The sequence below is a fragment of the Gordonibacter sp. RACS_AR68 genome (assembly GCF_030418485.1).
GTDB classification, from domain to species: domain Bacteria; phylum Actinomycetota; class Coriobacteriia; order Coriobacteriales; family Eggerthellaceae; genus Gordonibacter; species Gordonibacter urolithinfaciens.
On the sequence record NZ_JAIPUP010000004.1, the window covers coordinates 294210 to 316769 of the forward strand.

15 protein-coding genes and 1 CRISPR repeat array are annotated in these 22560 nt (G+C 65.3%); of the genes, 7 read left to right on the plus strand and 8 right to left on the minus strand.

The features are described 5' to 3' along the window. Positions 1-13 precede the first annotated feature (13 nt). From K9U15_RS10500 to K9U15_RS10520, 5 genes are all read left to right on the plus strand, one after another. Entirely contained in the window at positions 14-424 is a 411-nt protein-coding gene (locus tag K9U15_RS10500) for a peptide deformylase (protein WP_123674098.1), read from the plus strand. Positions 425-575: 151 nt separating this feature from the next. Continuing rightward, positions 576-2738: a UvrD-helicase domain-containing protein gene (locus K9U15_RS10505; protein WP_301156064.1), complete on the plus strand. Its 2163-nt coding sequence runs from the start codon at positions 576-578 to the stop codon at positions 2736-2738. Further along, the gene (thpR, locus tag K9U15_RS10510) at positions 2735-3265 is read left to right on the plus strand and encodes an RNA 2',3'-cyclic phosphodiesterase (protein WP_301156065.1); all 531 of its coding nucleotides are present in this window, start codon (positions 2735-2737) and stop codon (positions 3263-3265) included. The genes K9U15_RS10505 and thpR overlap by 4 nt, the downstream gene beginning before the upstream one ends. Before the next feature lie 169 nt (positions 3266-3434). Next, positions 3435-4859, plus strand: coding sequence for an amidophosphoribosyltransferase (locus K9U15_RS10515; RefSeq protein WP_087190323.1), 1425 nt, complete (start codon positions 3435-3437; stop codon positions 4857-4859). 155 nt (positions 4860-5014) lie between these two features. Further along, entirely contained in the window at positions 5015-5398 is a 384-nt protein-coding gene (locus K9U15_RS10520; RefSeq protein WP_123674075.1) for a hypothetical protein, read from the plus strand. A 109-nt stretch (positions 5399-5507) separates the two neighbouring features. Here the strand turns inward: K9U15_RS10520 and K9U15_RS10525 are convergent, their stop codons facing one another. Next, positions 5508-6497, minus strand: a complete 990-nt coding sequence (locus tag K9U15_RS10525; protein ID WP_123674076.1) for a diaminopimelate dehydrogenase — start codon at positions 6495-6497, stop codon at positions 5508-5510. Between the two features lie 312 nt (positions 6498-6809). Here K9U15_RS10525 and K9U15_RS10530 point away from each other — a divergent pair, with 312 nt between their 5' ends. Beyond that, positions 6810-7268, plus strand: coding sequence for a hypothetical protein (locus K9U15_RS10530; protein ID WP_087190320.1), 459 nt, complete (start codon positions 6810-6812; stop codon positions 7266-7268). A 19-nt stretch (positions 7269-7287) separates the two neighbouring features. On the opposite strand, the gene K9U15_RS10535 is transcribed toward K9U15_RS10530, so the two are convergent. The 5 genes from K9U15_RS10535 to cas9 all read right to left on the minus strand — a co-directional run bounded on the left by K9U15_RS10535 (position 7288) and on the right by cas9 (position 15733). Then, positions 7288-8274 carry a YafY family protein gene (locus K9U15_RS10535; protein ID WP_114568894.1) on the minus strand — a complete coding sequence of 329 codons (987 nt, stop codon included), beginning with the start codon at positions 8272-8274 and terminating at the stop codon, positions 7288-7290. Positions 8275-8530: 256 nt separating this feature from the next. Continuing rightward, positions 8531-9685: direct repeats of the CRISPR family, unit length 36 nt; unit sequence GTTTGACTACCAGTCAGTTTGTCACTGCTCCAAAAC. Positions 9686-9740: 55 nt separating this feature from the next. After that, positions 9741-10421 (minus strand): type II-A CRISPR-associated protein Csn2, encoded by a 681-nt coding sequence (gene csn2 / locus K9U15_RS10540; RefSeq protein WP_227114884.1) that lies wholly within the window; start codon positions 10419-10421, stop codon positions 9741-9743. Further along, positions 10418-10726, minus strand: a complete 309-nt coding sequence (gene cas2, locus K9U15_RS10545) for a CRISPR-associated endonuclease Cas2 (protein ID WP_227114883.1) — start codon at positions 10724-10726, stop codon at positions 10418-10420. The genes csn2 and cas2 overlap by 4 nt, the downstream gene beginning before the upstream one ends. A 23-nt stretch (positions 10727-10749) precedes the next feature. Then, positions 10750-11628 (minus strand): type II CRISPR-associated endonuclease Cas1, encoded by an 879-nt coding sequence (gene cas1, locus K9U15_RS10550; protein ID WP_301156066.1) that lies wholly within the window; start codon positions 11626-11628, stop codon positions 10750-10752. Then, a complete protein-coding gene (gene cas9 / locus K9U15_RS10555) occupies positions 11618-15733 on the minus strand; it encodes a type II CRISPR RNA-guided endonuclease Cas9 (RefSeq protein WP_227114881.1) in 4116 nt (1371 codons plus the stop codon). Before cas9 ends, cas1 begins: the two co-directional genes overlap by 11 nt. Before the next feature lie 401 nt (positions 15734-16134). Here cas9 and ettA point away from each other — a divergent pair, with 401 nt between their 5' ends. Beyond that, complete coding sequence (ettA, locus tag K9U15_RS10560; RefSeq protein WP_227114880.1) at positions 16135-17814, plus strand: energy-dependent translational throttle protein EttA; 1680 nt, start codon at positions 16135-16137, stop codon at positions 17812-17814. A gap of 77 nt (positions 17815-17891) precedes the next feature. Here ettA and fdhF read toward each other — a convergent pair whose 3' ends face one another. Beyond that, positions 17892-20603: a formate dehydrogenase subunit alpha gene (fdhF, locus tag K9U15_RS10565; protein WP_227114879.1), complete on the minus strand. Its 2712-nt coding sequence runs from the start codon at positions 20601-20603 to the stop codon at positions 17892-17894. Beyond that, positions 20596-22434, minus strand: coding sequence for an NAD(P)-binding protein (locus K9U15_RS10570; protein ID WP_301156067.1), 1839 nt, complete (start codon positions 22432-22434; stop codon positions 20596-20598). The genes fdhF and K9U15_RS10570 overlap by 8 nt, the downstream gene beginning before the upstream one ends. Positions 22435-22560 lie beyond the last annotated feature (126 nt).

The window sequence follows — 22560 nt, forward strand, 5'->3', positions numbered from 1 at the left end:
GAGGCTTTTGACTATGATCAGGCCCATCATGACGAACCGGATGTTCCTCTCGCTGCCCTCATCGGCCGCCATGGCAGCCGACGCCCAGACGGCGCAGGACCTGCTCGACACGCTCGCGGCGCATGCCCACGAGTGCGTCGGCATGGCGGCCAACATGATCGGCACGGCCAAGCGCATCATCGTCTTCGACGACGAGGGTACCCCGCGCATCATGTTCAACCCGGAGATCGTCAGCCGCTCGGGCGCGTACGAGGCCGAGGAGGGCTGCCTGTCGCTTCCTGGCAGCCGCCGCACAACGCGCTACCGCACCATCAAGGTGCGCTTCGAGGACCGAGGCTTCCAACCGCGCGAGCAAACGTTCACCGGCTTCACCGCGCAGATCATCCAGCACGAGATCGACCACTGCAACGGCATTTTGATCTGACCGACGCTCCCATGGGCGACAGAGACGGCTCCGCTTACTCGAGCCTCCCCCTCTCCACGAATCGCTGACAACGGCCATTCGCGCGCTCGAATCCGGTAGAATGTTTCGGCGAACTTTTCAACCTGACCGATGCGCGCCGCAAGGAGAACCCGTGCCGACCAAACCCTTCCAGAACCCCGCCGACGACAGCGCCGATCCCGTCTTCGACCAGGAGCAGAGTCACCTCGCTGAAACTTACGCGAAGCTCCGGCAGATCGGGCGCGCCCTCGTGCGCAAGATGGAGCGCGCGCAGCGCGAGGCGGCGGCCGACAAGAAGGCGATGGCGGAAGAGCTCGCGCCCAACTTCGCCACCTACGCCGACGCGATGGAGACCTACGCCGACTTCGCAGCCATGAACCGCGTGATCGACGGGTACAACCTCGCGCAGGACGCCGACGCCGCCGAGCTCGCCAAGGTGGAGCTCCTGCTCAAGCAGCCTTACTTCGCCAAGGTCGCCCTGCAGTTCAAGCCCGGCCAACCTCCCAAGGAGCTCTACATCGGCACGGCCGGCATCTCGGACGAGAACTACCGCCGCCTCGTGGTGGACTGGCGCTCGCCGGTGGCCGAGACCTACTACAACCAGGACAACGGCCGCACCTCGTACGTGGCCGACGGCCGCACCATCGAAGCCGACCTCAAGCTGCGCCGCCAGTTCGACATCGAGGAAGACCGCCTGAACGCCTACTTCGACACCACGGTCGCCATCCAGGACTCGCTCCTCCTGGCGTCGCTTTCGAAGCAGCGCACCGCGCAGATGAAAGCCATCACGGCCACCATCCAGAAGGAGCAGAACACCGTCGTGCGCCACGAGGACGTGCCGGTGCTGCTGGTGAGCGGCATCGCGGGCAGTGGGAAGACGTCGGTGCTGTTGCAGCGCATCGCCTACCTCTTCTACCAGCAGCGCGGCAGCCTCGATGCGAGCGAGGTCTTCCTCGTCTCGCCGAACCCGGTGTTCAGCCACTACATCGCGAGCGTCCTCCCCGACCTGGGCGAGCGCAACCCGGAAAGCCTCACCTGGGACGAGTTCGCGCGCCGCCTGCTGCCGCCCGACCGCGGCAGCGGCCGCGTGGACGTGCCGCTCTCCGCGCTCGCGCGCATCGATAGGGCCATCGAATCGTTCGAGTTTGACGCGAACGACTTCAAAGACATCCGCGTGGATGAGAAGCGCCTCATCGCCGCCGACCAGATCCGCAAGCTGGCCGACAAGCTCGGCCGCATCCCCGCCGGCCCGCATCGTATCACGCTCATGCGCGAGGAGCTGCACGCGCGCCTGGAGAGCCGCCTGAAGCAGATGGCCGGAACCGACGAGGCGCTCGACGAGCTGGAGGCCCTCGAGGCCGACGAGCAGCTGCGCATCTTCGGCGAGCTCATCGCGCCGACCGACGAGCAGGAGGAGCGCGCGCTCGCCCTGCGCTACCTGACCGACCGCTACGCCGACGCCTTCGCCGCCGTGGAGAACGATGACTGGCTACGCATCGACCGCATCGGCATGCGCCTCCTCGAAACCGACGGCCTCGCGCCGCTCGAGTGGCTCTACCTGAAGATGGCGCTCACGGGACTGGGCAACCCGGATGCGAAGTACGTGATGGTGGACGAGGTGCAGGACTACACCGCCGCCCAGCTGGCCGTGCTCGCGCGCTACTTCCGGCGGGCGAACTTCCTGCTCTTGGGCGACCCGAACCAGGCCATCGCGCCCGACACGGCTGCGTTCGACGACGTGCGCGAGGTGTTCCAGGCCGCGCGCGGCGCGGTGGAGGAATGCCGCCTCATGACGAGCTACCGCTCGACGCCCGAGATCACCGCCCTGTTCGCGAGCCTGCTGCCGCCCGAGGAGCAGCTCCAGGTCTCCTCCATCCAGCGCGCCGACGAGCCGCCGGCCCTCCGCGCCTTCGACGACGACGCCGCCTACGCGGACGCCCTGCGCGCCGCCGTGGCCGGGGCGCGCGCAGGCGAGGGGCTCGCCGCCGTCATCGCGCCGTGGAAGCACGAGGCCAAACGGCTCCAGCAGCTGCTCGGCGAGGACGCGCCGCCGCTCTTGGACGAGCACGACGAGCTCCCCGCGAGCGGCGTCGTGCTCATCACGCTCAAGCTGGCGAAGGGCCTCGAGTTCGACCACGTCGTCGTGCCGGACGCCTCGGCGCGCGTCTTCCCTGGCGACGACCTCTCGCGCCGCCGCCTCTACACCACCATCTCGCGCGCCACCCGCCGCGTCGACGTGCTGGCGAAGGGCCCGCTCACGCCGCTGCTCGACGGCTTCGGAAAGGAAACCTCATGAGGACGTTCGTCGCGCTCGATTTGCCGCCGGACTTCGCCGACGACGTCGCCGCACTTGCCCGCCAGATGGGAGCCGCTGTGGAGGGCCGCTTCCTGCCGCGCTCGACCTACCACCTCACGCTCGCCTTCCTCGGCGAGGTCGACGAGGCGCAGGCGGCCCGCGCGGCCGACGCCCTCGACGCCGCGTGCGCGAATACGGCCCCCGTCGTGCTGGCGAGCGACGGCCTGGGCAAGTTCGGTCGCGCGAGCGACGCGACGCTCTGGCTGGGCGTGGTGCCCACCCGCGAGCTCGAGGACCTCTCCGAGCACCTGCGCGACGAGCTGGCCTCCCGCGGCGTGCCCTTCGACGCGAAGCCGTTCAAGCCGCACATCACCCTCGCCCGCCGCGCCCGCATCCCCAAGGCGAGCCTGCCGCCGCTCGCCTTCCCCCGCGACGACCGGGCCGCCGCCGTCACGCTCTACAAGAGCACCCTCGAGCGCACCGGCGCCGTCTACAAGACCCTCCACACGACGCACCTCGGCGCCTAGCGGGCAGCCCACGCCGCGGTCGACCCGCCGCGACCGCCCGGCCGCTCTCGGGGCTTCTCGTGCAGAAACCGCGAATCGCCTGCCCGCCTCGCCCCAGACGCGCGCCGGGAGCCTTATACTGGTACCTTTGTTGGCACTGCAGGCTACGGGCAAGACGAAAGGCAAACCAATGGGCGGATTCTTCGGGGCTGCATCGCATCACGATGTGGTGCTGGACGTATTTTTCGGGGTGGACTACCACTCGCATCTGGGGACACGGCGCGCAGGCATGATCTTCCACGACGAGGAAGTGGGCTTCCAGCGCGAGATCCACTCGATAGAGAACACGCCCTTCCGCACCCGCTTCGAGGACGATCTTCCCGGATTCAAGGGCATGAGCGGTATCGGCTGCATCAGCGACACCGACCCGCAGCCGCTGCTCGTGCGCTCGCACCTGGGCACGTTCGGCATCACCACCGTAGGCGCCATCAACAATGCCGAGCAGCTGGTGGAGCGCTACTTCTCCAGCGGCAGCCGACAGTTCATGGCCATGAGCTCGGGAGCCGTGAACACCACGGAGCTGGTGGCCGCGCTTATAAACCAGAAGGACAATTTCGTGGAGGGCATCAAGCACGCCCAGAAAGAGATCGAGGGCTCGCTCACCCTGCTCATCATGACGAGCGACGGGACGATCATCGCCGCACGCGACAGCATGGGACGCCTGCCGGTGCTCATCGGAAAGGACGGCGAGGGCTTCTGCATCTCGTTCGAATCGTTCGCCTACCACAAGCTGGGCTATCACGACGAGTACGAGCTGGGGCCGGGCGAGATCGTGCGCGTGGACGCGGACGGCTACGAGACCATCTCCCCTGCTGGCACGCAGATGAAGATCTGCGCCTTCCTGTGGGTCTACTACGGCTACCCCAACTCCAACTACGAGGGCGTGAACGTAGAGGTCATGCGCTACCGCAACGGCGCGATCATGGCGCGCGACGAGGCAGCGGCGGGCGGCGTGCCCGACGTGGACTACGTGGCCGGCGTGCCCGACTCGGGCGTACCGCATGCCATCGGTTACTCCACCGAGAGCAAGGCCCCCTTCGGCCGCCCGTTCATCAAGTACACCCCCACCTGGCCGCGCTCGTTCATGCCCGCTAATCAGGACGTGCGCAACCGCGTGGCGAAGATGAAGCTCATCCCCGTGCCCGAGCTCATCAACGGCAAGCGGCTCCTGTTCGTGGACGACTCCATCGTGCGCGGCACGCAGCTGCAGGGCACAGTGAACTACCTGCACGAATGCGGCGCCACCGAGGTGCACATGCGCTCGGCCTGCCCGCCCATCATGTTCGGCTGCAAGTACCTGAGCTTCTCGCGCAGCCGCTCCGAGATGGAGCTCATCGCGCGCCGCGTGGTGCAGGAGCTTGAAGGCGACGAAGGGCAGAAGCACCTCGACGAGTACGCCGACAGCTCCACCGAGCGCGGCCAGTGCATGCTGAAGTCCATCTGCGAGAAGATGGGCTTCGACTCGCTGGGCTACCAGTCGCTCGACGGCATGCTGGAGGCCATCGGCATCGACCGCGAGAAGGTATGCACGTACTGCTGGTCGGGCAGGGAATAGGTTTTCGGCCACGGCGGCGCGCAGAAACCTGCGCGCCGCTTTTTTATGCGCGGAAACGAGAGAATTTACATCAACCGTCCCGTTAGTAGGACAAGCAAGCAGGCGGCGGCGCGTATGATGGGGCCACCATTCAACGCACGACCCCAGGAGGCACCATGGTCGCCAACGCCGCCCTTGCCACGAATTACCCCCTTGCCGAAGCACCCTCGCCCTCGCACGGCGCCACCGTCCGCGGAGCGCATGCGCGCACCGGGCAGGATGCCCCCGCCATCCGCGTGATCGCCTGCCCCGGCGGCGCAGGCCGCCTGCCGCAGCATGCGCGCGCCTTGCCGGCGGCGGCGCTTCCCGCTGCAAGCCGCGAGGCGGCGGCCCGGCCGAAAGACACCTGCCGCCCGGACTTCCCGTCCCCCGCCCACGCAGCGCGCACGGCCCTTTGCCTGCAAGGCACCGCGTTCGGGCTGACCGCCCGCGAGCGCACGTTCGCCACCGGGGCCGGTATCCTGTTCGCAGCCGCGGCGTTGGCAACGATCCTGCTCTGAGACGAGAACGGGCGGACCGCTTGCGCAGCCCGCCCGTCCAAGGTTGTTCTCGCGGCCCCATGGCCGCGCAGCTCGTTTGCCAGCCTCTCGCCGTTCTGCTGCGCGAAACCTACAGCATGCTCGCGCGCAGCTCCTCGGCGCTCAAGGGCGACAGATACGCGGGCGGGACGTCGAACAGCGTCTTGCAGCCCGTCTGCCCCTCGGCGGACAGGCGGTGCACCGCACGGGCACAGGCCGCCAGCACGCTGCCGGTGAACTCGGGGTTCGAATCCAGCTTCAGCGAGTACTCCACCACGTGGCCGTGCTCGCCGTCCTGGCCGGTCACGCCCGAGCGGATCACGGAACCGCCGTGCGGGATGCCGGCGTGGTCGCGGTCGAGCTCCTCCTGCGACACGAACGTCACCGTGGTGTCGTAGTCGGCGAAGTAGTTCGGCATCTCCACGATGGCGCGCTCGATGGCGGCCGTGTCGGCGCCCTCCTCCGCCACGACGAAGCACTCGCGCGTGTGCTTCTGGCGGGTGGTGAGCTCGGGGTTCTCGCCAGCGCGCACGGCCTCGAGCGCCGCGGGCACGGGAACGGTGTACTGGCGTGCGTCGGCCACGCCCTCGATGCGGCGGATGGCGTCGCTGTGGCCCTGGGACACGCCGCGGCCCCAGAAGGTGTAGTCGTGCCCCTCGGGCAGGATGCTCGTGGCGTACAGGCGCGCGAGCGAGAACATGCCCGGATCCCAGCCGCCGGAGATCAAGGCCACCTTGCCGCCCGCCTTCGCCTCCACGTCCACGTCGGCGAAGTGGGCGGGGATGTTCGCGTGCGTGTCGAACGAGTCCACCACGTTGAACAGGCTCGCGCAAGCGGGCGTCTGCTCGGGCAGGTCGCGCGCGCTGCCACCGCACAGCACGAGCACGTCCACGTCGCCCGTGTGCGCCGCCAGGTCATCGGCCGCGTACACGGGCACGCCGGCGGTCAGCGGCTGCACGCTCGCCGGGTCGCGCCGCGTGAACAGCGCCGCAAGCTCCAGGTCCTCGTTCTGCCGGCAGGCCAGCTCCACGCCACGCCCCAGGTTGCCGTATCCGTAAATGCCGATGCGCGTCTTCGCCATAGTTCCGCTCCTTGCCAAAGTGTCCGTACGTGTTGCAACGATCATCCACGAACTGCGCCCATCCCGTCAATGCGCGCAGGTCAACTCCAAGAAAGCCCCATCGCATCGAAACACGTTGGAAACCTTGGCGGCCGAGAGGGTCGGCCGCCGCGCGAGAAATGTGCGGAGCTGTCCCATAGGAAGGACAGCCGCTCCGAGCCGCGCGCGTATGATGGCGATACAGGCGAAAACCGAGACCTAGGAGGCACCGTGGACGAACCGTCACGCCCCGCAAAGCAAGATGCGCAGGGAGACCTTCGTGAAGGACGCGCGATGAGCATGCCGGTGGAGGCCGCGACGGCGTTCGCGAACCTGTACCAGCGCTGGTTCGACGATGCCCGCGGCCTCGCGGAGGCCAACCGTCGGCAAGCACGGGGCGCGATCGGCGCATGCGTGGCCGACGTGGTGACGCTCTGGAATGAGCGGGAGCGGTCATGGCTGCCGAACGCGCCGACCATCCTGCGGCTCGAGTCGGGCGACCTCGCAGCGTTCGCCATGAGGGAGCCGTGCATCGCCCTGTATTCCGGCTGCATCGCCACGGACGCCCCCGTGACGGGCCTACGTTGGGAGAGCTTCCGCCCCTGCTCGTACGCCATCGGGCGGACGGTGGCCGACCTCGTGCTCGTCACCGGCCGAGGCGGCCTGCTCGAGGACGTGGAGGTCGTGCTCGACGATGGAGGACGGCTGTTCCTGGGCAACCGCGACGCATGGCCGCTCGCCCACGCGGTCTAGCCGCGGCCGCGCCGAAGCGTCACTCCCCGTACGAGGCGACGATGCCCGCCAGGTAGTCGCGATACTCGGCCGCGAGCGAGGCGGGCTTCTCGATGTGCACCCGGTCGCCGAACTGCGCGAGCCAGCCGAACAGCACGGGGCTTTTCATGACCACGGCGTACACGCGCGCCCAGCCCTCGCCCGCCGGCAGGGACTCGACGTCCTTGCCGAAGCGGTCGATCACAGCGCCCATCACGGACTCGTCCACGAGCAGCGTCATCGGGACCGGCTCGCCCGCGTACATGCCGAACGCACGGCTCTCCAGCTCGCACGGGTCGAACGTGGCGATGCGCTCGTTCTTGGCGGCCGGCTCCTCCAGCACCTCGATGCGATCCATGCGATCCACGCGATAGTTCGCGAACCCGTCGTGCTTCTCGTTGAACGCCACCAGGTAGTAGTAGCCCTCGGAGTACACGAGCTGCACGGGCGTCTCCACGTAGCGCCTGCCGTCATGCTGCAGCTTCTTGCGCTTCTCGGCGTCGTACTTGAAGTAGGTGAAGGATATCTTGCGCTTGCCCGCCAAGGCCTCCTGGATACGGTCGACGCTGTAGAACACCGACTCGTTCTGCATCTTAATGCGGCCTTCCACGTGCACGCGCTTGTCGAGCAGCTTGCGCTGGCGCTTCGTGGCGAGCCGCTTCACGCCGGCCACGAGCGCGTCGCTTTTGCGCTGCGTGAGGAAGCGCGAGCTCTGCACGGCGTCCACCAGCAGCAACAGCTCGTGGAAAGCGAAGTCGCGCCGCTCCAGCGCGTACTCCACCGGCGCGCGCTGGTAGGTGCGCACGTCCAAGCCGAACTCGCGCAGCGCCTCGATGTCGCGGTAGATGCCTTTGCGCTCGGCCGTGATGCCCTGTGCCTCCAGCCGCTCGAGGATCTGCGCCATCGTGAGCCCCTGCTCGGCATCGGTCTCCTCCTCGAGCATCCGCATGAGATACAGCAGCTTGAGCTTCTGACGGTTGACGGCCATGGTTCCTCCTCGCAACAGGTCCGCTTGCAATCCCTACGTGCGAGTATAAACTATCTATCCCTATTATGGTACAGGCAATCGCCCTGAAAACCACCGGCAATTGTTAACCGACGACGGAAGACGCATCCAACCTCACACCCTCCCACCCCTGTATCTTAAAGCGATGCCCTCCGGTTGGTCATCCTATTCGTTTATGTCCACCAGTCCGCCAGCCACCGCTCCAAAACGGCTACCGAAGGCTACGCGCCCAAGATTAGCTTGATTAACAGTCGGTTCGTCACCGCACCAAAACCAGCGCATGCAACGAGCGTATCAGCCGTTTGTCTGACCACCAGTCAGTTTGCCACTGCTCCAAAACGCTGCGTTCATCTTCCGAGCTCGCCACTTCCGTTTGACTACCAGTCAGTTTGCCACTGCTCCAAAACCTGCTCTCTTCGAGCTTGATGATGCGGCGCGTTTGACTGCCAGTCAGTTTGTCACTGCTCCAAAACTGGGAGACGGTGATGCGGCATGAGCGAACAGTTTGACTACCAGTCAGTTTGTCACTGCTCCAAAACATGAATTCCCAGGGATTGTCGTACAGCTTGTTTGACTACCAGTCGGTTTGTCACTGCTCCAAAACACTGGGAAGGCGACCAATCGGTCGAATGGGGTTTGACTACCAGTCAGTTTGTCACTGCTCCAAAACCGCATCAGCACGTTGTGGGCCGTGTTGGGGTTTGACTACCAGTCAGTTTGTCACTGCTCCAAAACAACATCGACGTAGATTTTAGAACTGGTATCGTTTGACTACCAGTCAGTTTGTCACTGCTCCAAAACGCTGATGACGATTGGCAGGGCGAGAAGCATGTTTGACTACCAGTCAGTTTGTCACTGCTCCAAAACCGCGGAACCTGCGCGTGAAGCGCGCCGAGGGTTTGACTACCAGTCAGTTTGTCACTGCTCCAAAACCCAATGAGCGCCCTAAGGCATGGCGCCACGGTTTGACTACCAGTCAGTTTGTCACTGCTCCAAAACGGCACGGCGTCCGCGATCTCCACGAGCGCGGTTTGACTACCAGTCAGTTTGTCACTGCTCCAAAACGATGCCTCGTACTCGGCCAGCACGCGCGACGTTTGACTACCAGTCAGTTTGTCACTGCTCCAAAACGGAAGAAGTGCGGACTGAACACGGCACAGGTTTGACTACCAGTCAGTTTGTCACTGCTCCAAAACCTCTCGATGCGGGCGATAGCCGCCTTGACGTTTGACTACCAGTCAGTTTGTCACTGCTCCAAAACCTGTCGACGGCCGAGGACAACTACCGCGCGGTTTGACTACCAGTCAGTTTGTCACTGCTCCAAAACCGCTGATACGACGGGGATAGTTCGCGCTTCGTTTGACTACCAGTCAGTTTGTCACTGCTCCAAAACCGTTGGGGCAAAATCCTCTCTGCAGGAGGATGGACAAGCCGACTGGCGGGCTTCTTCATGATTGAAGAAAGTCCTTATCAATGCACATTTTTCTCTCGAACTCAAAGCTCGCTCCATCAGGTACGTTCTCCAGCAGCAGAACGTTCAATTCTGAAAAAATCGCTTGCCGATAGAACTCTTGAACCTCTTCCGTCTCCAAAAAATTCTTCAAATTCACGAAAACCAACTGCTTTTTAAACGACGCGTCGGATGCAAACTTCAAGAACTTTATCAGGTTGTCAAGGAGCGTGTCGGAAGAATCGACATCAACGCTGAAATCAAAAGCTTTCAGATACTTCCGCATCTCCCATTGTACGTCAAAAGCATAGTCCGATTGAAGCCGCAACCCCAAAGCGGCAACCCGCTCGGATAGTGTTCGTCCCGCCGTCTCAATCTCCTGACGCACATCATCCTCAGAGAGAAACATGCCCTCCACACGCTGAAGCACTTCGCCGATAAGTACCCGCTCTGACCAAGGAAGCGCGAAGGGATTGAACACAAAGAGAAATTGGTTTCGCGAACTCCGCCGCTCATCATCGTCCCAAAAGGCATACGGCTCCAGCGCCTCGTCATCGAGCTCCGAGAACAACGATTGGCACACTCGCGAAAACAATGTGCGATTATGAATCTCGAGCACCGACACCGCATCGCTTCCCAAGTCAAGCGCTTCGGGAAACCCCGACAGGATCAGCTTCATAGCACCACGAACTCCTCTAACGTGTCGAGCTCGCTGTAAGATTGCCGCGAGCCCGTTATGAACTCCATCCCCGCGAACTGCTTCTCGGTCACCTTGAGCGCCTGCACCAACCCCGCTGGCGGGCGGTGCTGTCGCAGGCGGATGACAGCCGCATTCGCTTGCGCATCGTTCACCACCAGCTTGGCGTACACCGACTCCTGCAGCATGAGAAACCCTTCCCTGACAAGGTATTTGCGAAACAGCCGGTACTCTTTTCGCTGCGCCGCCGTTTCCACCGGAAGGTCGAAGAACACGAACACCCTCATATAACGCACCCTTTCCCGAGCGCTCATACCTGCTCGAAACCCTCGATCTCGGATGCGGCCAGGTTCTTGCCGAGCGCCGCGAGGCAGTCCTGCACGAAAAGAGACACCACCGAATGCAGGCGATACGAGCCGCCCTTGTAAGCCATGACGCGACTCCCCAGATCGCCGAGCAAGTGCCGAACCTCCTGGTCGAAGAGCTCCTGCGCGTAATCAAACGCCAATCGATCGACGATAGGGCGGAACGGCTCCATCAGATCGCAGGAGAAATTGAACTGGTTGTACTCGTTACGATGACAGATGCCGCACTGCGTCAGATACCCGCGCGAGACAACCTCCCTGTTCACCATGGAGAGCAGCACGGCGTACCCGTAGTTCAAAGCAGCGTTGACCGGCACGTTGTCATCGCGTGAGAAATCGCGGCCTAACAGCGCTGTAAAGTAGAGGCGCGCTGCATGGGCTTCCCGGTTCGTCGTGTCGCCCGACTTGACCTCACCTCGACAGACATACAAGGCCTTCGCAGCCTCCATCTGACCCTTCTCCTCGAGCACCCGCGCTTGCTGGCGGATCTTCTCTTTGACCACCTGTTGCCACACGCGCTTCTTGATAGGCTCACCCCACGCCAGCTGCTCCGCCACGCGCTTGCTGGCATTGTGCGCACCATGCAACGGAAGGTATTGCCCGATGGGGTTACACTTCTCGTCGGCCACCACCAGCGATATCTTGCACTTGGCCAACTCCGCCAACAAATAGGCGCTCAAATACACCTGGGTATTCTGCAAAATAATGGAGGATATCTCCGACAGATGGATCTTCTTCGTGTCATCCGTTTTACGCACCACCAGGTAGCCGCCCTGATAGCTGCAGCGGCACTGGCTCTCGATGAAGATGGTTCTAAAGGCCAATGGTCTCCCGCCTCTCGAACATGCCGGTGACCGAAGAGTCCACGAAGCAGACCGTGCCGGCTGTAAGCTCCTTTGAGAACGAGACGCGCATGCAGCCGGCACACTTCGACCCGCCCATCGCTGACAAATCAATCATATTGGTGTGGGCAGCCGCAATCGAGACAAGCGACAGAAGAACTTGGCGTCTTTCGACCTCTCCAGCTTCCACAAACGATGGCATTAGATCAGCTACCTGCATCATTTGTCCCAAGCGAGGCGCAAAGCGAGCATACTTCGCCTGTAAGGATCGCAGCATTCCCAGAAGCTCATTCTCCGAGCAGCCTTCTCCGCGCTCAATCCGGCAAATTAGCTCGGTTTCCTCCTGCGAGAAAGCGAACTGCCGCGCATTGCGCACTTCCTTTTTCCCCGTGACATACAACTGTGAATCGCCGACGATGATCTGCTGGTACTTGTACACTTTCCTACGCCGTATGCAGCAGAACTCAAGGCCTTCCGCCTCGGCGAGCCCGCGTGCGTAGTCTTCCAACGCATCCGGGTCGCTCGCCAAAGCCGATGCAACCCGCACCGGCACCGGCGCGAACTCCAACACCCGCTGCTTTTTCTTGGGCTTCACGGCTTCATACACGAAGAAGTAGGCGAACTGCTCGCGCGAGTAGCTGCCGTACTTGCGCGGATCAAGACCTTTCTTCAGAGGAAGGTTCAGCGTCTTGCCCGCCGCCCTCGGCGAGTAGATGGTCGCGTCCCAAAACGCTCCATGCGTCTCTTCGGGCATGCGTGAGATGAAACAATCCTTATAGTCGAAACAACGCCTAATACGGTCGATCTCTGCCCCGGCGTCCCACGCATCGCGGAACACCTCACCCGTCTCCACATCGAATCCTGGCGTCATGAAGCTCGACGCAATGAAACCGGCCGAGCCCGGCAGCTCTCGCGTTCGGCGATAGTCCTCCGCCTGCTTCTTGATGAACTGCTTTACCACCGCGGCCATCTTCACCGGCTCGCTGTACACGGCGCTGTGTCGGTACTGCACGAACCTCCCCACCTGGCACGCCAGATAGGCGTCGTGCGCATGATGGAAGTCGTTGATCTCGCGGCTCTTCGCCAGCGCGCATCCAACACGCAGTTGATGCGACACGCCCGCCTTCACCGGCTGCACCTCGCTCTCGGGGTAGCGCGCCTGCAGAAGCTGCTGCACTTGCTTCACCATCTGGCCCGTCTCAACCAGCTGGCGGCTCACGAACTTCTTCATCTGTTCGTCGCTCACGCTCGTGCGTGTGAGGTTGTTGAACTTCTTCTCGCCGATGAGCTCCGCATCGCGCAGCGTGCGCCAAAAGCCGCGCATGCGCGCGATGAGCCGCTCGTCCAGCAGCAGCGTGTCGCCCTTACGCTGATTGGTGTCAGGACGCACCAGCACCTTGTTCTCGAAGCTGTCGTCTTTGACGTACGACTGCGGCAGGATATGGTCTACCTGGTACGTCTGCAGCTTGTTGATGTCGAGCGCATCGCCCGAGTACATGCACTTGCCGCATTGCATGAAGTAGAGCATCAGCCGCTCGTCGTCGAGCGCGCGCGGATCCCGCTCCTTGAGCTCGGCGTACACGTCGGCGCACTGCGCCTTGATGCTGGAAAGCGCCGCGTCCAGGGCCCGGTAGCGGCTCGTGGTGCGTCTTCCCTTGTTGCGCGCATCCTCGTCGCGCGTCACCTCCACATAGATGTGCGCAGGGGGCTTGCCGGCGATCCCGGCGATCTCGTCTACGACTCGCAGCGCCTGGTTGATGCCGCGACGCAAAGCGGGAGAGCCCGTCACCTCGTCGACCGACATGCCGCCCACCGCAAGCGCGCGCTCGCGGTTGCGCTCGTCGATCTTCACTTGGAACTCTAGCAGATCGTCGTGCAGTATCTCCATAAGGTTCATGGCCGCCCCCATGCGCTGCGCATGGTTCGGGTCGCCTTCCAAAAGGATGTCCATAATGGTTTTCGGCCCGTTGTCAGTATCGCTGCGCAGCCCGCGTAGAAGCTCGCCCGACAGTCGGCCCCAACCGGTGTAGCGCTTCTGACAGAGCTTGCGGACCTGCGCGTCGCCCAGGCGGTCGCCGTACGCCAGCTTGATCTTGCGCTTCAGGATCGAGCGATCCTCGAACACGGTGTTCCATAGGATGATGTCCTCGGCCATGGCGGCGTCGGCGTCCGACAGCTCGCCAACCCCGAGGATCTTGCAGAAGTCGTAGTGCGAGGAGAGCTGCGATTCGAACGCGTCCTCGCCCTGCCCGCCCGATACGTGGTACGCCCCGCCGGCCGACTTGCCGCCCTCGGGCCCGTGCGTCCGCGCGAGCCACTTCTCCGCCGCCTCGTAGGTCACGCGCTTGCGCTTCTTAAACAGGTCCTCCACGATACCCAGGCGATCGGCCGCGTCGAAGCGGTAGCTCTTGTCGCCATCCTGCGTCCAGCGGGCTCCGGCGAGCTCGTTCAGCACGCAGAACAGCTCGTAGTCGAGCGAGCAGCGCGCCAGCACCGGCTCGCCTTTCAGGTAGGTGCACGTGCCCGTCATGCGGCGGATGAAGTCCTCGGCGCTTTGGTCCTTGTCGATGACGTCTTCCCAGTTCCAGGGGTAGACGCGCGCGTCTTCCATCCCCAGCTTGCGCGACGACCACGCGAAACGAGCCTCGCCATTATTGTCGACCGCGGCGTTCTTCCGCGTCAACGGCCCCACATAATAGGGAATGCGGAACGTCACGAGCGATTCCAGCTTGTCCTTTTCACGGGCAAGGAAGGGGTAGTGGGCCGCCTGCCGCTCGACGATGGCATCCATCTCCTCCAAGTGCAGCTGGTAGGGAATGGTGCCATTATCGCTGGTTTTGAGGCGCCGCAAGAACGTGCCCGCCTCGATAGCGCGCTCGACGCCCGCATAGCGCTCGTCATCCTCAGCGCCGATGTCGGCGAGCAGCTTCCGCACCTGCTTCAGGAAATCCTCGTGCGAGAGCTTGCTCGTGCCCAGGTTGTACTTGGTGTAGCCCTGCGCCCTGCCGGGATCGTAGTCGTGCGTGCCTTCATAGGAGGGCCCGCGGAAGAACTCGTCGTAGCGCTCGGGGCCGTAGGTGCGCACCAGGCTCTTGAGCGTTTCAAGCTCCCTGCGGTAACGCTCGTACTCGCCCATCTTGCAAAACGAGAGCGTTTCTCCCTGAGCCTCGCTCAAAATACCCATCAGCACGTAGGACGAATACACCGCCCGCAGCGCCTCGAAGAGGTCGCGTCCCTCGTCGGGGCAGGCATAGGACTCCACTTTCTCGTCGTTGGAGAGCGCGAACTTGCTGCCCTCCGCCTCGGTGAGGAACACGTGCGCGAACTCGGCCGCATATCCCACCATAGCGCCGGAAACCGCCTTGGCCAGCTTCTTGTACGCCTTCTCCACGCCGAGCGTGGCTTCCACCCGCTCGCGCTTCTCGGCCGACCGCAACGACGTGTCGACCAGCGCCTTCTCCAGCGCCGCCGCATCACATGCGCAGTCGATGTCATGCGCCTCGCACCATTCCTCGAGTGCCCTGCACAGCTCATCGACCGCATCCCCCATGTTTGCGTTCTTCGCGCTGAGCGCGGGGTTGTCCTGGTGCAGGAAATTGCCGCGATGCTTCACGATGTTGTGGAGTGCCAGGTAGACGAGCCTGATATCGGCCTTCTCGTCGGACTTTATCAAGTACGCGCGTAGATGGTAGATCGTGGGGAACCGCTTATAATAGTCGGCTTCGGTAAAATCGGCCCCATTGAACAGCGGCCAGCGGTAGTCGGCATGCGCCGGATCGCGGTCCTCGGGATGCAGGCGCGCCTGGTTGAGGCGGATGAAGAACCCGGGGTCCACCTTGGCCACTTCGCCCGCGAAGAACCTTTGCAGCAAGTCGATCCGCTGGCGCCGGCGATCGTAGCGGCGTCGCTGTCCGCGATGCACCCGGGCCTCGGCGGCGGTCTCCGCTGTCGGGAACACGCGGCTCCCCCAGGCAGGCTTGCCTTTGAAGCGGCAGAGATCGCCTTTGTCGTCGAGCACCGCCCAGCCAACCGACCCCGTGCCGATGTCCAGCCCCACTTGATACGATTCGACGTTGCGCAGATTCATAGGTTCCCCTTTCCGGATGTACCTGCTAGAATGGGCAACATCTTGATACCAGTCAAGATGTCACTGCAAGTCAAAATAAAGGCTCAGCCTTACCTGCCCTTCGAGGCGCCGCGGAGGCGGCATTTTGGCTTATTACGGGGCCCTTCGGGGTCCTGTTTTTTCTTCTACAATCAACCTTCTCCCAGCAGAACAAATCACGTGCGAAAGTGCATCTTCTTTTGATGTATTGCCTCTGTTAATTATACGCCGTAAGGTAAGCAACCCCGATCAGCACTTAACCTATCCCCCTCTTCCTACCCGGGCACCCCAAATGCCGCAGAAACCGTGATAAGCTCGCACATCAGCCCCGCTCGTGCGACAATAGCGCGTGCACGAACGAACCCCGACCCAGAAAGCTCGACATGCCAGAATTCATTTACCAGATGCATCAGGCCCGCAAGGCGCACGGCGACAAGGTCATCCTCGACGACGTGACGCTGTCGTTCTACCCCGGCGCGAAGATCGGCGTCGTGGGGCCGAACGGCATGGGCAAGTCCACCCTGCTCAAGATCATGGCCGGCCTCGAGGAGGTCACGAACGGCGAGGCGCGCCTCACGCCGGGCTATTCCGTGGGCATCCTGCTCCAAGAACCACCCCTCGACGAGGATAAGACGGTCCTCGAGAACATCAAGCAGGCCTTCGGCGACATCTTCGCGAAGGTGGAGCGCTTCAACGCCATCGGCATGGAGATGGCCGAGCCCGACGCCGACTTCGACGCGCTCATGGAGGAGATGGGCCAGCTCCAGACCGAGATCGACGCCGCGAACGGCTGGGACCTGGACAGCCAGCTCTCCCAGGCCATGGACGCGCTGCAGTGCCCCGACCCCGACGAGAGGGTCGACCACCTCTCCGGCGGCGAGCGGCGCCGCGTGGCGCTCTGCCGCCTGCTGCTCGAGGCGCCCGACCTGCTGCTGCTCGACGAGCCCACGAACCACCTGGACGCAGAATCGGTGCTCTGGCTCGAGCAGTTCCTGCGGAACTACCCCGGCGCGGTGCTGGCCGTCACGCACGACCGCTACTTCCTCGACCACGTGGCCGAGTGGATCTGCGAGGTAGACCGCGGCAGCCTCTTCCCCTACAAGGGCAACTACTCCACCTACCTGGAGACGAAGGCCGCCCGCATCGAGGCGCAGGGCCAGAGCCAGGAGAAGCTGGCGAAGAAGCTGAAGAAGGAGCTCGAGTGGGTGCGCTCGAGCCCCAAGGCCCGCCAGGCCAAGAGCAAGGCGCGCCTGGCCGCCTACGAGCAGATGGCCGCCGAGGCGCGCGCGAACAAGAAGCTCGACTACAACGAGATCCAGATCCCCGTGCCGCCCCGCCTGGGCGCGAAGGTCATCGAGGCGAGCCACCTGCACAAGGCCTTCGGCGACCGCGCGCTCATCGACGACCTGTCGTTCGACCTGCCCCCGAACGGCATCGTGGGCGTCATCGGCCCGAACGGCGTGGGCAAGTCCACCCTGTTCAAGATGATCATGGGCCTGGAACCGGTCGACGGCGGCACGCTCGACATCGGCGAGTCCGTGGTGATCAGCTACGTAGACCAGAACCGCGAGGGCATCGACCCGAACACGAAGCTGTGGGAGGTCGTCTCCGGCGGCAACGACTTCATGATCGTGGGCGACACGGAGATCCCCAGCCGCGCCTACGTGGCCAGCTTCGGCTTCAAAGGCTCCGACCAGCAGAAGCCGGCCGGCGTGCTCTCCGGCGGCGAGCGCAACCGCCTGAACTTGGCGCTCACGCTCAAGCAGGGCGGCAACCTGCTTTTGCTCGACGAGCCCACGAACGACCTGGACACCGAGACGCTGGCCAGCCTGGAAGAGGCGCTGCTGGCGTTCCCTGGCTGCGCCGTGGTGACCTCGCACGACCGCTGGTTCCTCGACCGCGTGGCCACGCACATCCTGGCCTGGGAGGGCACCGACGAGAACCCCGGCAACTGGACGTGGTTCGAGGGCAACTTCGAGGCCTACCAGGAGAACCGCTTGGAGCGCCTGGGGCCCGAGGCCTCAAAGCCCCACCGCCTGCACCGCAAGCTCACGCGCGACTAGGCGAAAGCGAGCAAGGGGCGGTCCAAACCCGCCCCATCCCCCGCAACGCGAGCGGCGGCCCCTCGGCCGCCGCTTTTCTATGCCTTCTCAACCCGCACCGCGCAGACCTTGTACTCGGGGGCCTTCGACACGGGGTCAAGGGCGGCGATGGTGAGCCAATTGCTGTTTCCGTCCTGGAAGTGGAAGGGCATCCACGTCTGGCCGGGGTTAGTCTTGTCCGATACGCTGGCCGTGGTCTCAAGGGAGCCGCGGCGCGACGTCACGCGCACCCGGTCGCCGTCGGCGATGCCGAGGGCGGCGGCGTCGGCATCGTTCAGCTCGATGAACGAGCTGCCGGACAGCGCGCCCAGGCCCTCGGTGCGCCCGGTCATCGCGCATGCGTTGTACTGGGCGAGCACGCGGCCCGTCATCATGGCCAGCGGGTATTCCTCGTCGGGAAGCTCCGCCGAGGGACGGTAGTCCGGCGTGGAGAACGCACCCACCCCCTGCGCAAACTCGTGCCGGTGCAGGATGGGCGTGCCGGGATGCCCCGCGTGCGGGCACGGCCACTGAAGGCCCCGCCCGGCCACCTCGTCGCCGTCGAGGCGCACATGGCCCACGCCGCCGTACGACGGCGTGACCGAGGCTATCTCTTCCATGACCTCCGCGGCGGTCAAACGCGGCTGCCCGTAGCCCATGCGGTTCATGACCTCCGTGAACACGTCGGTGTCCAGCCGCGGCCCCGCCGGCCCCTCCACGGCCTTGCGCACGCGCTGCACGCGGCGCTCGGTGTTCGTGAACGTGCCCTCCTTCTCCGCGTAGCTGCGGCCGGGAAGCACGACGTCGGCCAGCTTCGCCGTCTCGGTGAGGAACAGGTCCTGCACCACGAGGAAGTCGAGCGCCGCGAGCGCCCGCAGCACGTGCCCCGTGTCCGGGTCGGTGCGCACCGGGTCCTCGCCGAACAGGTACAGGCCGCGCACACGCCCCTCCAGCATGGCGGGGAAGCATTCGGTAGCCTTGAGTCCGCGCTCTCGCGGCAGGCTCGCGCCCCAGGCGCGCTCGAAGCGGCGCAGCACCTCGGGGTCGGCCACCTTCTGGTAGCCCGGCAGGTCGTCCGGGCCGGCACCCATGTCGCAGGCTCCCTGGACGTTGTTCTGCCCGCGCAGCGGGTTCACGCCGCCGCCGGGCTTGCCGAGGTTGCCCGTGATCATGGCGATGTTCGAGAGCGCCATCACGCCGTCGGTGCCGGTGGAGTGCTCGGTCACGCCCAGGCAGTACACGATGGCGGCCGCGCCCGCCCCTCCGTACATCTTCGCGGCGGACACGAGGTCTCGCTGGTCGATGTCGCAGATCTCGGCCACGCGCGCGGGCGTGTAGTCGCGCACCGTGGCGGCCAGCACCTCGATGCCCTCCGTGCGCTCGCGCACGAACTCGGCATCGTAGAGGCCCTCGGCCAAAAGGACGTTCACAATGCCGTTCGCGAACGCCACGTTCGTACCGGGCCGCAGCTTCAAATGGAGGTCCGCCTGCGCGGCCAGCCCGATGTCACGCGGGTCCACCACGATAAGGCGGCAGCCCCGCTCCACGGCGGCGCGCAGCTGCATGCCGATAACCGGATGGGCCTCCTCAGGATTCGACCCCACGAGCATGACCACGTCCGCCTTCCGGCACACGTCGTCGATGGAGTTCGTCATCGCTCCCGAGCCAAGCATGGTCGCCAGACCGGCGACGGTGGGAGCGTGTCAAACACGCGCGCAGCAGTCCACATTGTTCGTGTGGAGGCTGATGCGCGCCATCTTCTGGAACAGGTAGATGTCCTCGTTGGTGGATCGCGAGCAGGCGAAGGCCGCAAGCGCCTCCCCGCCGTGCGCATCGCGCAGCTCCGCGAAGCGGCGCGCCACCAGGTCGAGCGCGTCATCCCAGCTTGTCGGTTCGAGCTCGCCCGTGGCGGTGTTGCGCACGAGCGGCGCGGTGAGGCGGTCGGGCGCATCGACGAAGTCGAAGCTGCCGGAGCGGCCCTTCACGCACAGCAGCCCCTTATTCGACGGCCCCGACGCGCCCTCCGCATCAACGATGCGGCCGTCCTTCACGACGAGGTCCAGCTGGCAGCCCACGCCGCAGTGCGGGCAGGTGGTGCGCACGCGCTCCGTCTCCCACGAGCGGTAGGCGCCGCGGCGCTTCTCCACGAGCGCGCCCGTAGGGCACGCCTGCGCGCAGTTGCCGCACGACTCGCAGGCGCTCGCGCGCCAGTCCGGCCCGAACGGGGCCTCGACGGTCGTGCGCGTTCCGCGCTTGCCCGTGCGCAGCGCATGGTTGCGCGCGGCGGCGTTGCAGGCGCCCACGCAGCGCTGGCAGCGGATGCACAGGTTCGGGTCGTAGCGCAAAAACGGGTTACCCTCAACCACGGGCTCCGGCGCGCGCGGCGCCGGGTGCGCCGGGCCTTCCACGCCATACTCGCGGCAGAGGTCGGCCAGCTCGCAGGCGCCGTTTTTGTCACACGAGAAGCACGGGGCGCCCACGCCCTGCCCGTGGTCGGCGATGATCAGCTCGAGCGCGATGCGGCGGTAGGCCGCAAGGCGCGGCGAGTCCGTGGTCACGGCCATGCCGTCCCACACGGCCGTCGAGCACGACGGCACCGGATGGGCCAGGCCCTCCACGTCCACCACGCACACGCGGCACGAGCCGACGACGCTCACGTCCTTCAAGTAGCAGAGCGTAGGTATGCGGACGCCCGCCTCCCGCGCCGCCTCCAGCACGGTCGTGCCCGCAGGCACCTCCCGCGCAATGCCGTCTATCGTGATGCTAGGCATACTGTTCCCTGCCTCCCTCGGTCGAGCCGCAACCGAACACGTCGCAACGCAGGCAGCGACCGCACTCTTGCTCGGCCTCCTCGCGGCTCATACCGCACTCGACGTCTTGGAAATCGCGCTTGCGCTCGCGCGCCGGCCGTTCCACCAGCTCCACGCGGCCCTTGGGCGTGCGGTCGTTGAGCGGGGCCGGCGGGGCCGAGGCCTCGCACGCCAGCTTGTGCGAGCAGCCCAGGTACGCATCGATGTTGCGCGCGGCCACCTTGCCCGCCGCGATGGCGCGGATGACCGTGGCCGGCCCCGTTTGGCAGTCGCCGCCCACGAACACGTTGTCATACCCCGCGGCCGCCAAGCCCTCGTCGGCGTCGAAGCAGCCCCGGACGGTCTCCATGCCGAACTCCTCGAACGGCTCCGCCTCGATGCCCTGCCCCACCGCTATGAGCACGATGTCCGCCGCGATGCGCTCCTGCGGCTTGTCGGCCGCCACGGGCGCCGGGCGATCTCCGCGCACGGCTCCGATCATCTGGGGCTGCGTAGCGAGCGCCGTGCAGCGCCCTTCGCCGTCCACCTCGATGCCAACGGGCGCCTGCAGCACCACCAGCTCCACGCCCTCGGCCACGGCGCTCTCCACCTCGGCCGGAAGCGCCGTCATGTCCTCCTTGCGGCGGCGGTACACCACGGACACCTCTTCGGCGCCGGCGCGCACCGCCGTGCGCGCGCAGTCCATAGCCACGTTGCCGCCGCCCACCACGGCCACCTTCTTGCCCGTGAAGTCGGGGTAGTCGCCGTCGCCGATGGCCCCCAGCAGCTCCACGGCCGACATGACGCCCGCAGCGTCCGCATTCGGCAGCGCGAGCGTCTTGCCCGCCTGCGCGCCCACGGCCACGTACACCGCGTAGTAGTTCTCGGCGATCTCGGCCATCTCGTGCGCGCCCACCGGCGTGTCGCAGAGCGCTGTGATAGAACCGGCGGAGAGGATGCCGCGCAGGTCCTCGTCCAGGCGCTCGCGCGGCAGGCGGTAGGCCGGTATGCCGTAGCGCAGCATGCCGCCCAGCTGGCTGCGCGCCTCGAACACCGTCACGCGGTGCCCCATGAGCGCAAGGAAGTACGCGCAGGTGAGCCCGCTCGGGCCGCCCCCCACCACGGCGATGTTCCGCGCGGTGTCCACACTGTGCGGCGGCGGTGCCACCTGGTCGGCGGGCGCCTGGTCCACGGCGAACCGCTTGATGCCGCGGATGTTCACCGGAGCGTCGATGAGCGTGCGGCGGCACCGGGCCTCGCAAGGGTGCTCGCACACGAACGCGCAGGCCGTGGGGAACGGGTTGTCCTTGCGCACCAGGTTCACGGCGCCGGCATAGTCGCCGGCCGCCACGAGGCCGATGTAGCCGGGCACGTCCACGTGCGCCGGGCAGAGCGTCTCGCAGGGGACCGTCTGGCCCACGCCTGCGGCGCAAGAGCGCGCACCCACGTGGCGCGCGAACTCGTCGGCGAAGTCGTCCAAGCCCTCGAGCAGGGCGTTCGCCGCCTCGAAGCCGATGGCGCAGTCCGACGTGCCGCGCACCATCTCGGCCAGCGCGCGGACCTCGGCAAGCGTCCCCGCGTCCGCCTCGCAGTCCGCCACGCGCCCGACGAGAGCCGCCAGACGCGGCAGCCCGTCGCGGCACGGCACGCACTTCCCACACGTCTGCGCCGCAGCCGCCTGCAGAAGCGCCTGCTGCACCACGACCGGGCACGTGCCCGGCGGCATGGCCTCCACGCGCCGCGCGTACTTCTCTATAAAGGCGGCGATGCGCCCGTCGTCCTTCGCCCCGGGCGCCACCGATAACCTTGCCAATGACCCTCCCCCGCTCGCTTCGCCATCACACCTCCGCATCATAGCAGAGCAGCCGCGCGCCCGGCCGCCGCCGCGTCGGGAACCGCAAACCCCACGGGAATTTCGACGGGCGGCGGATAGGTGCCG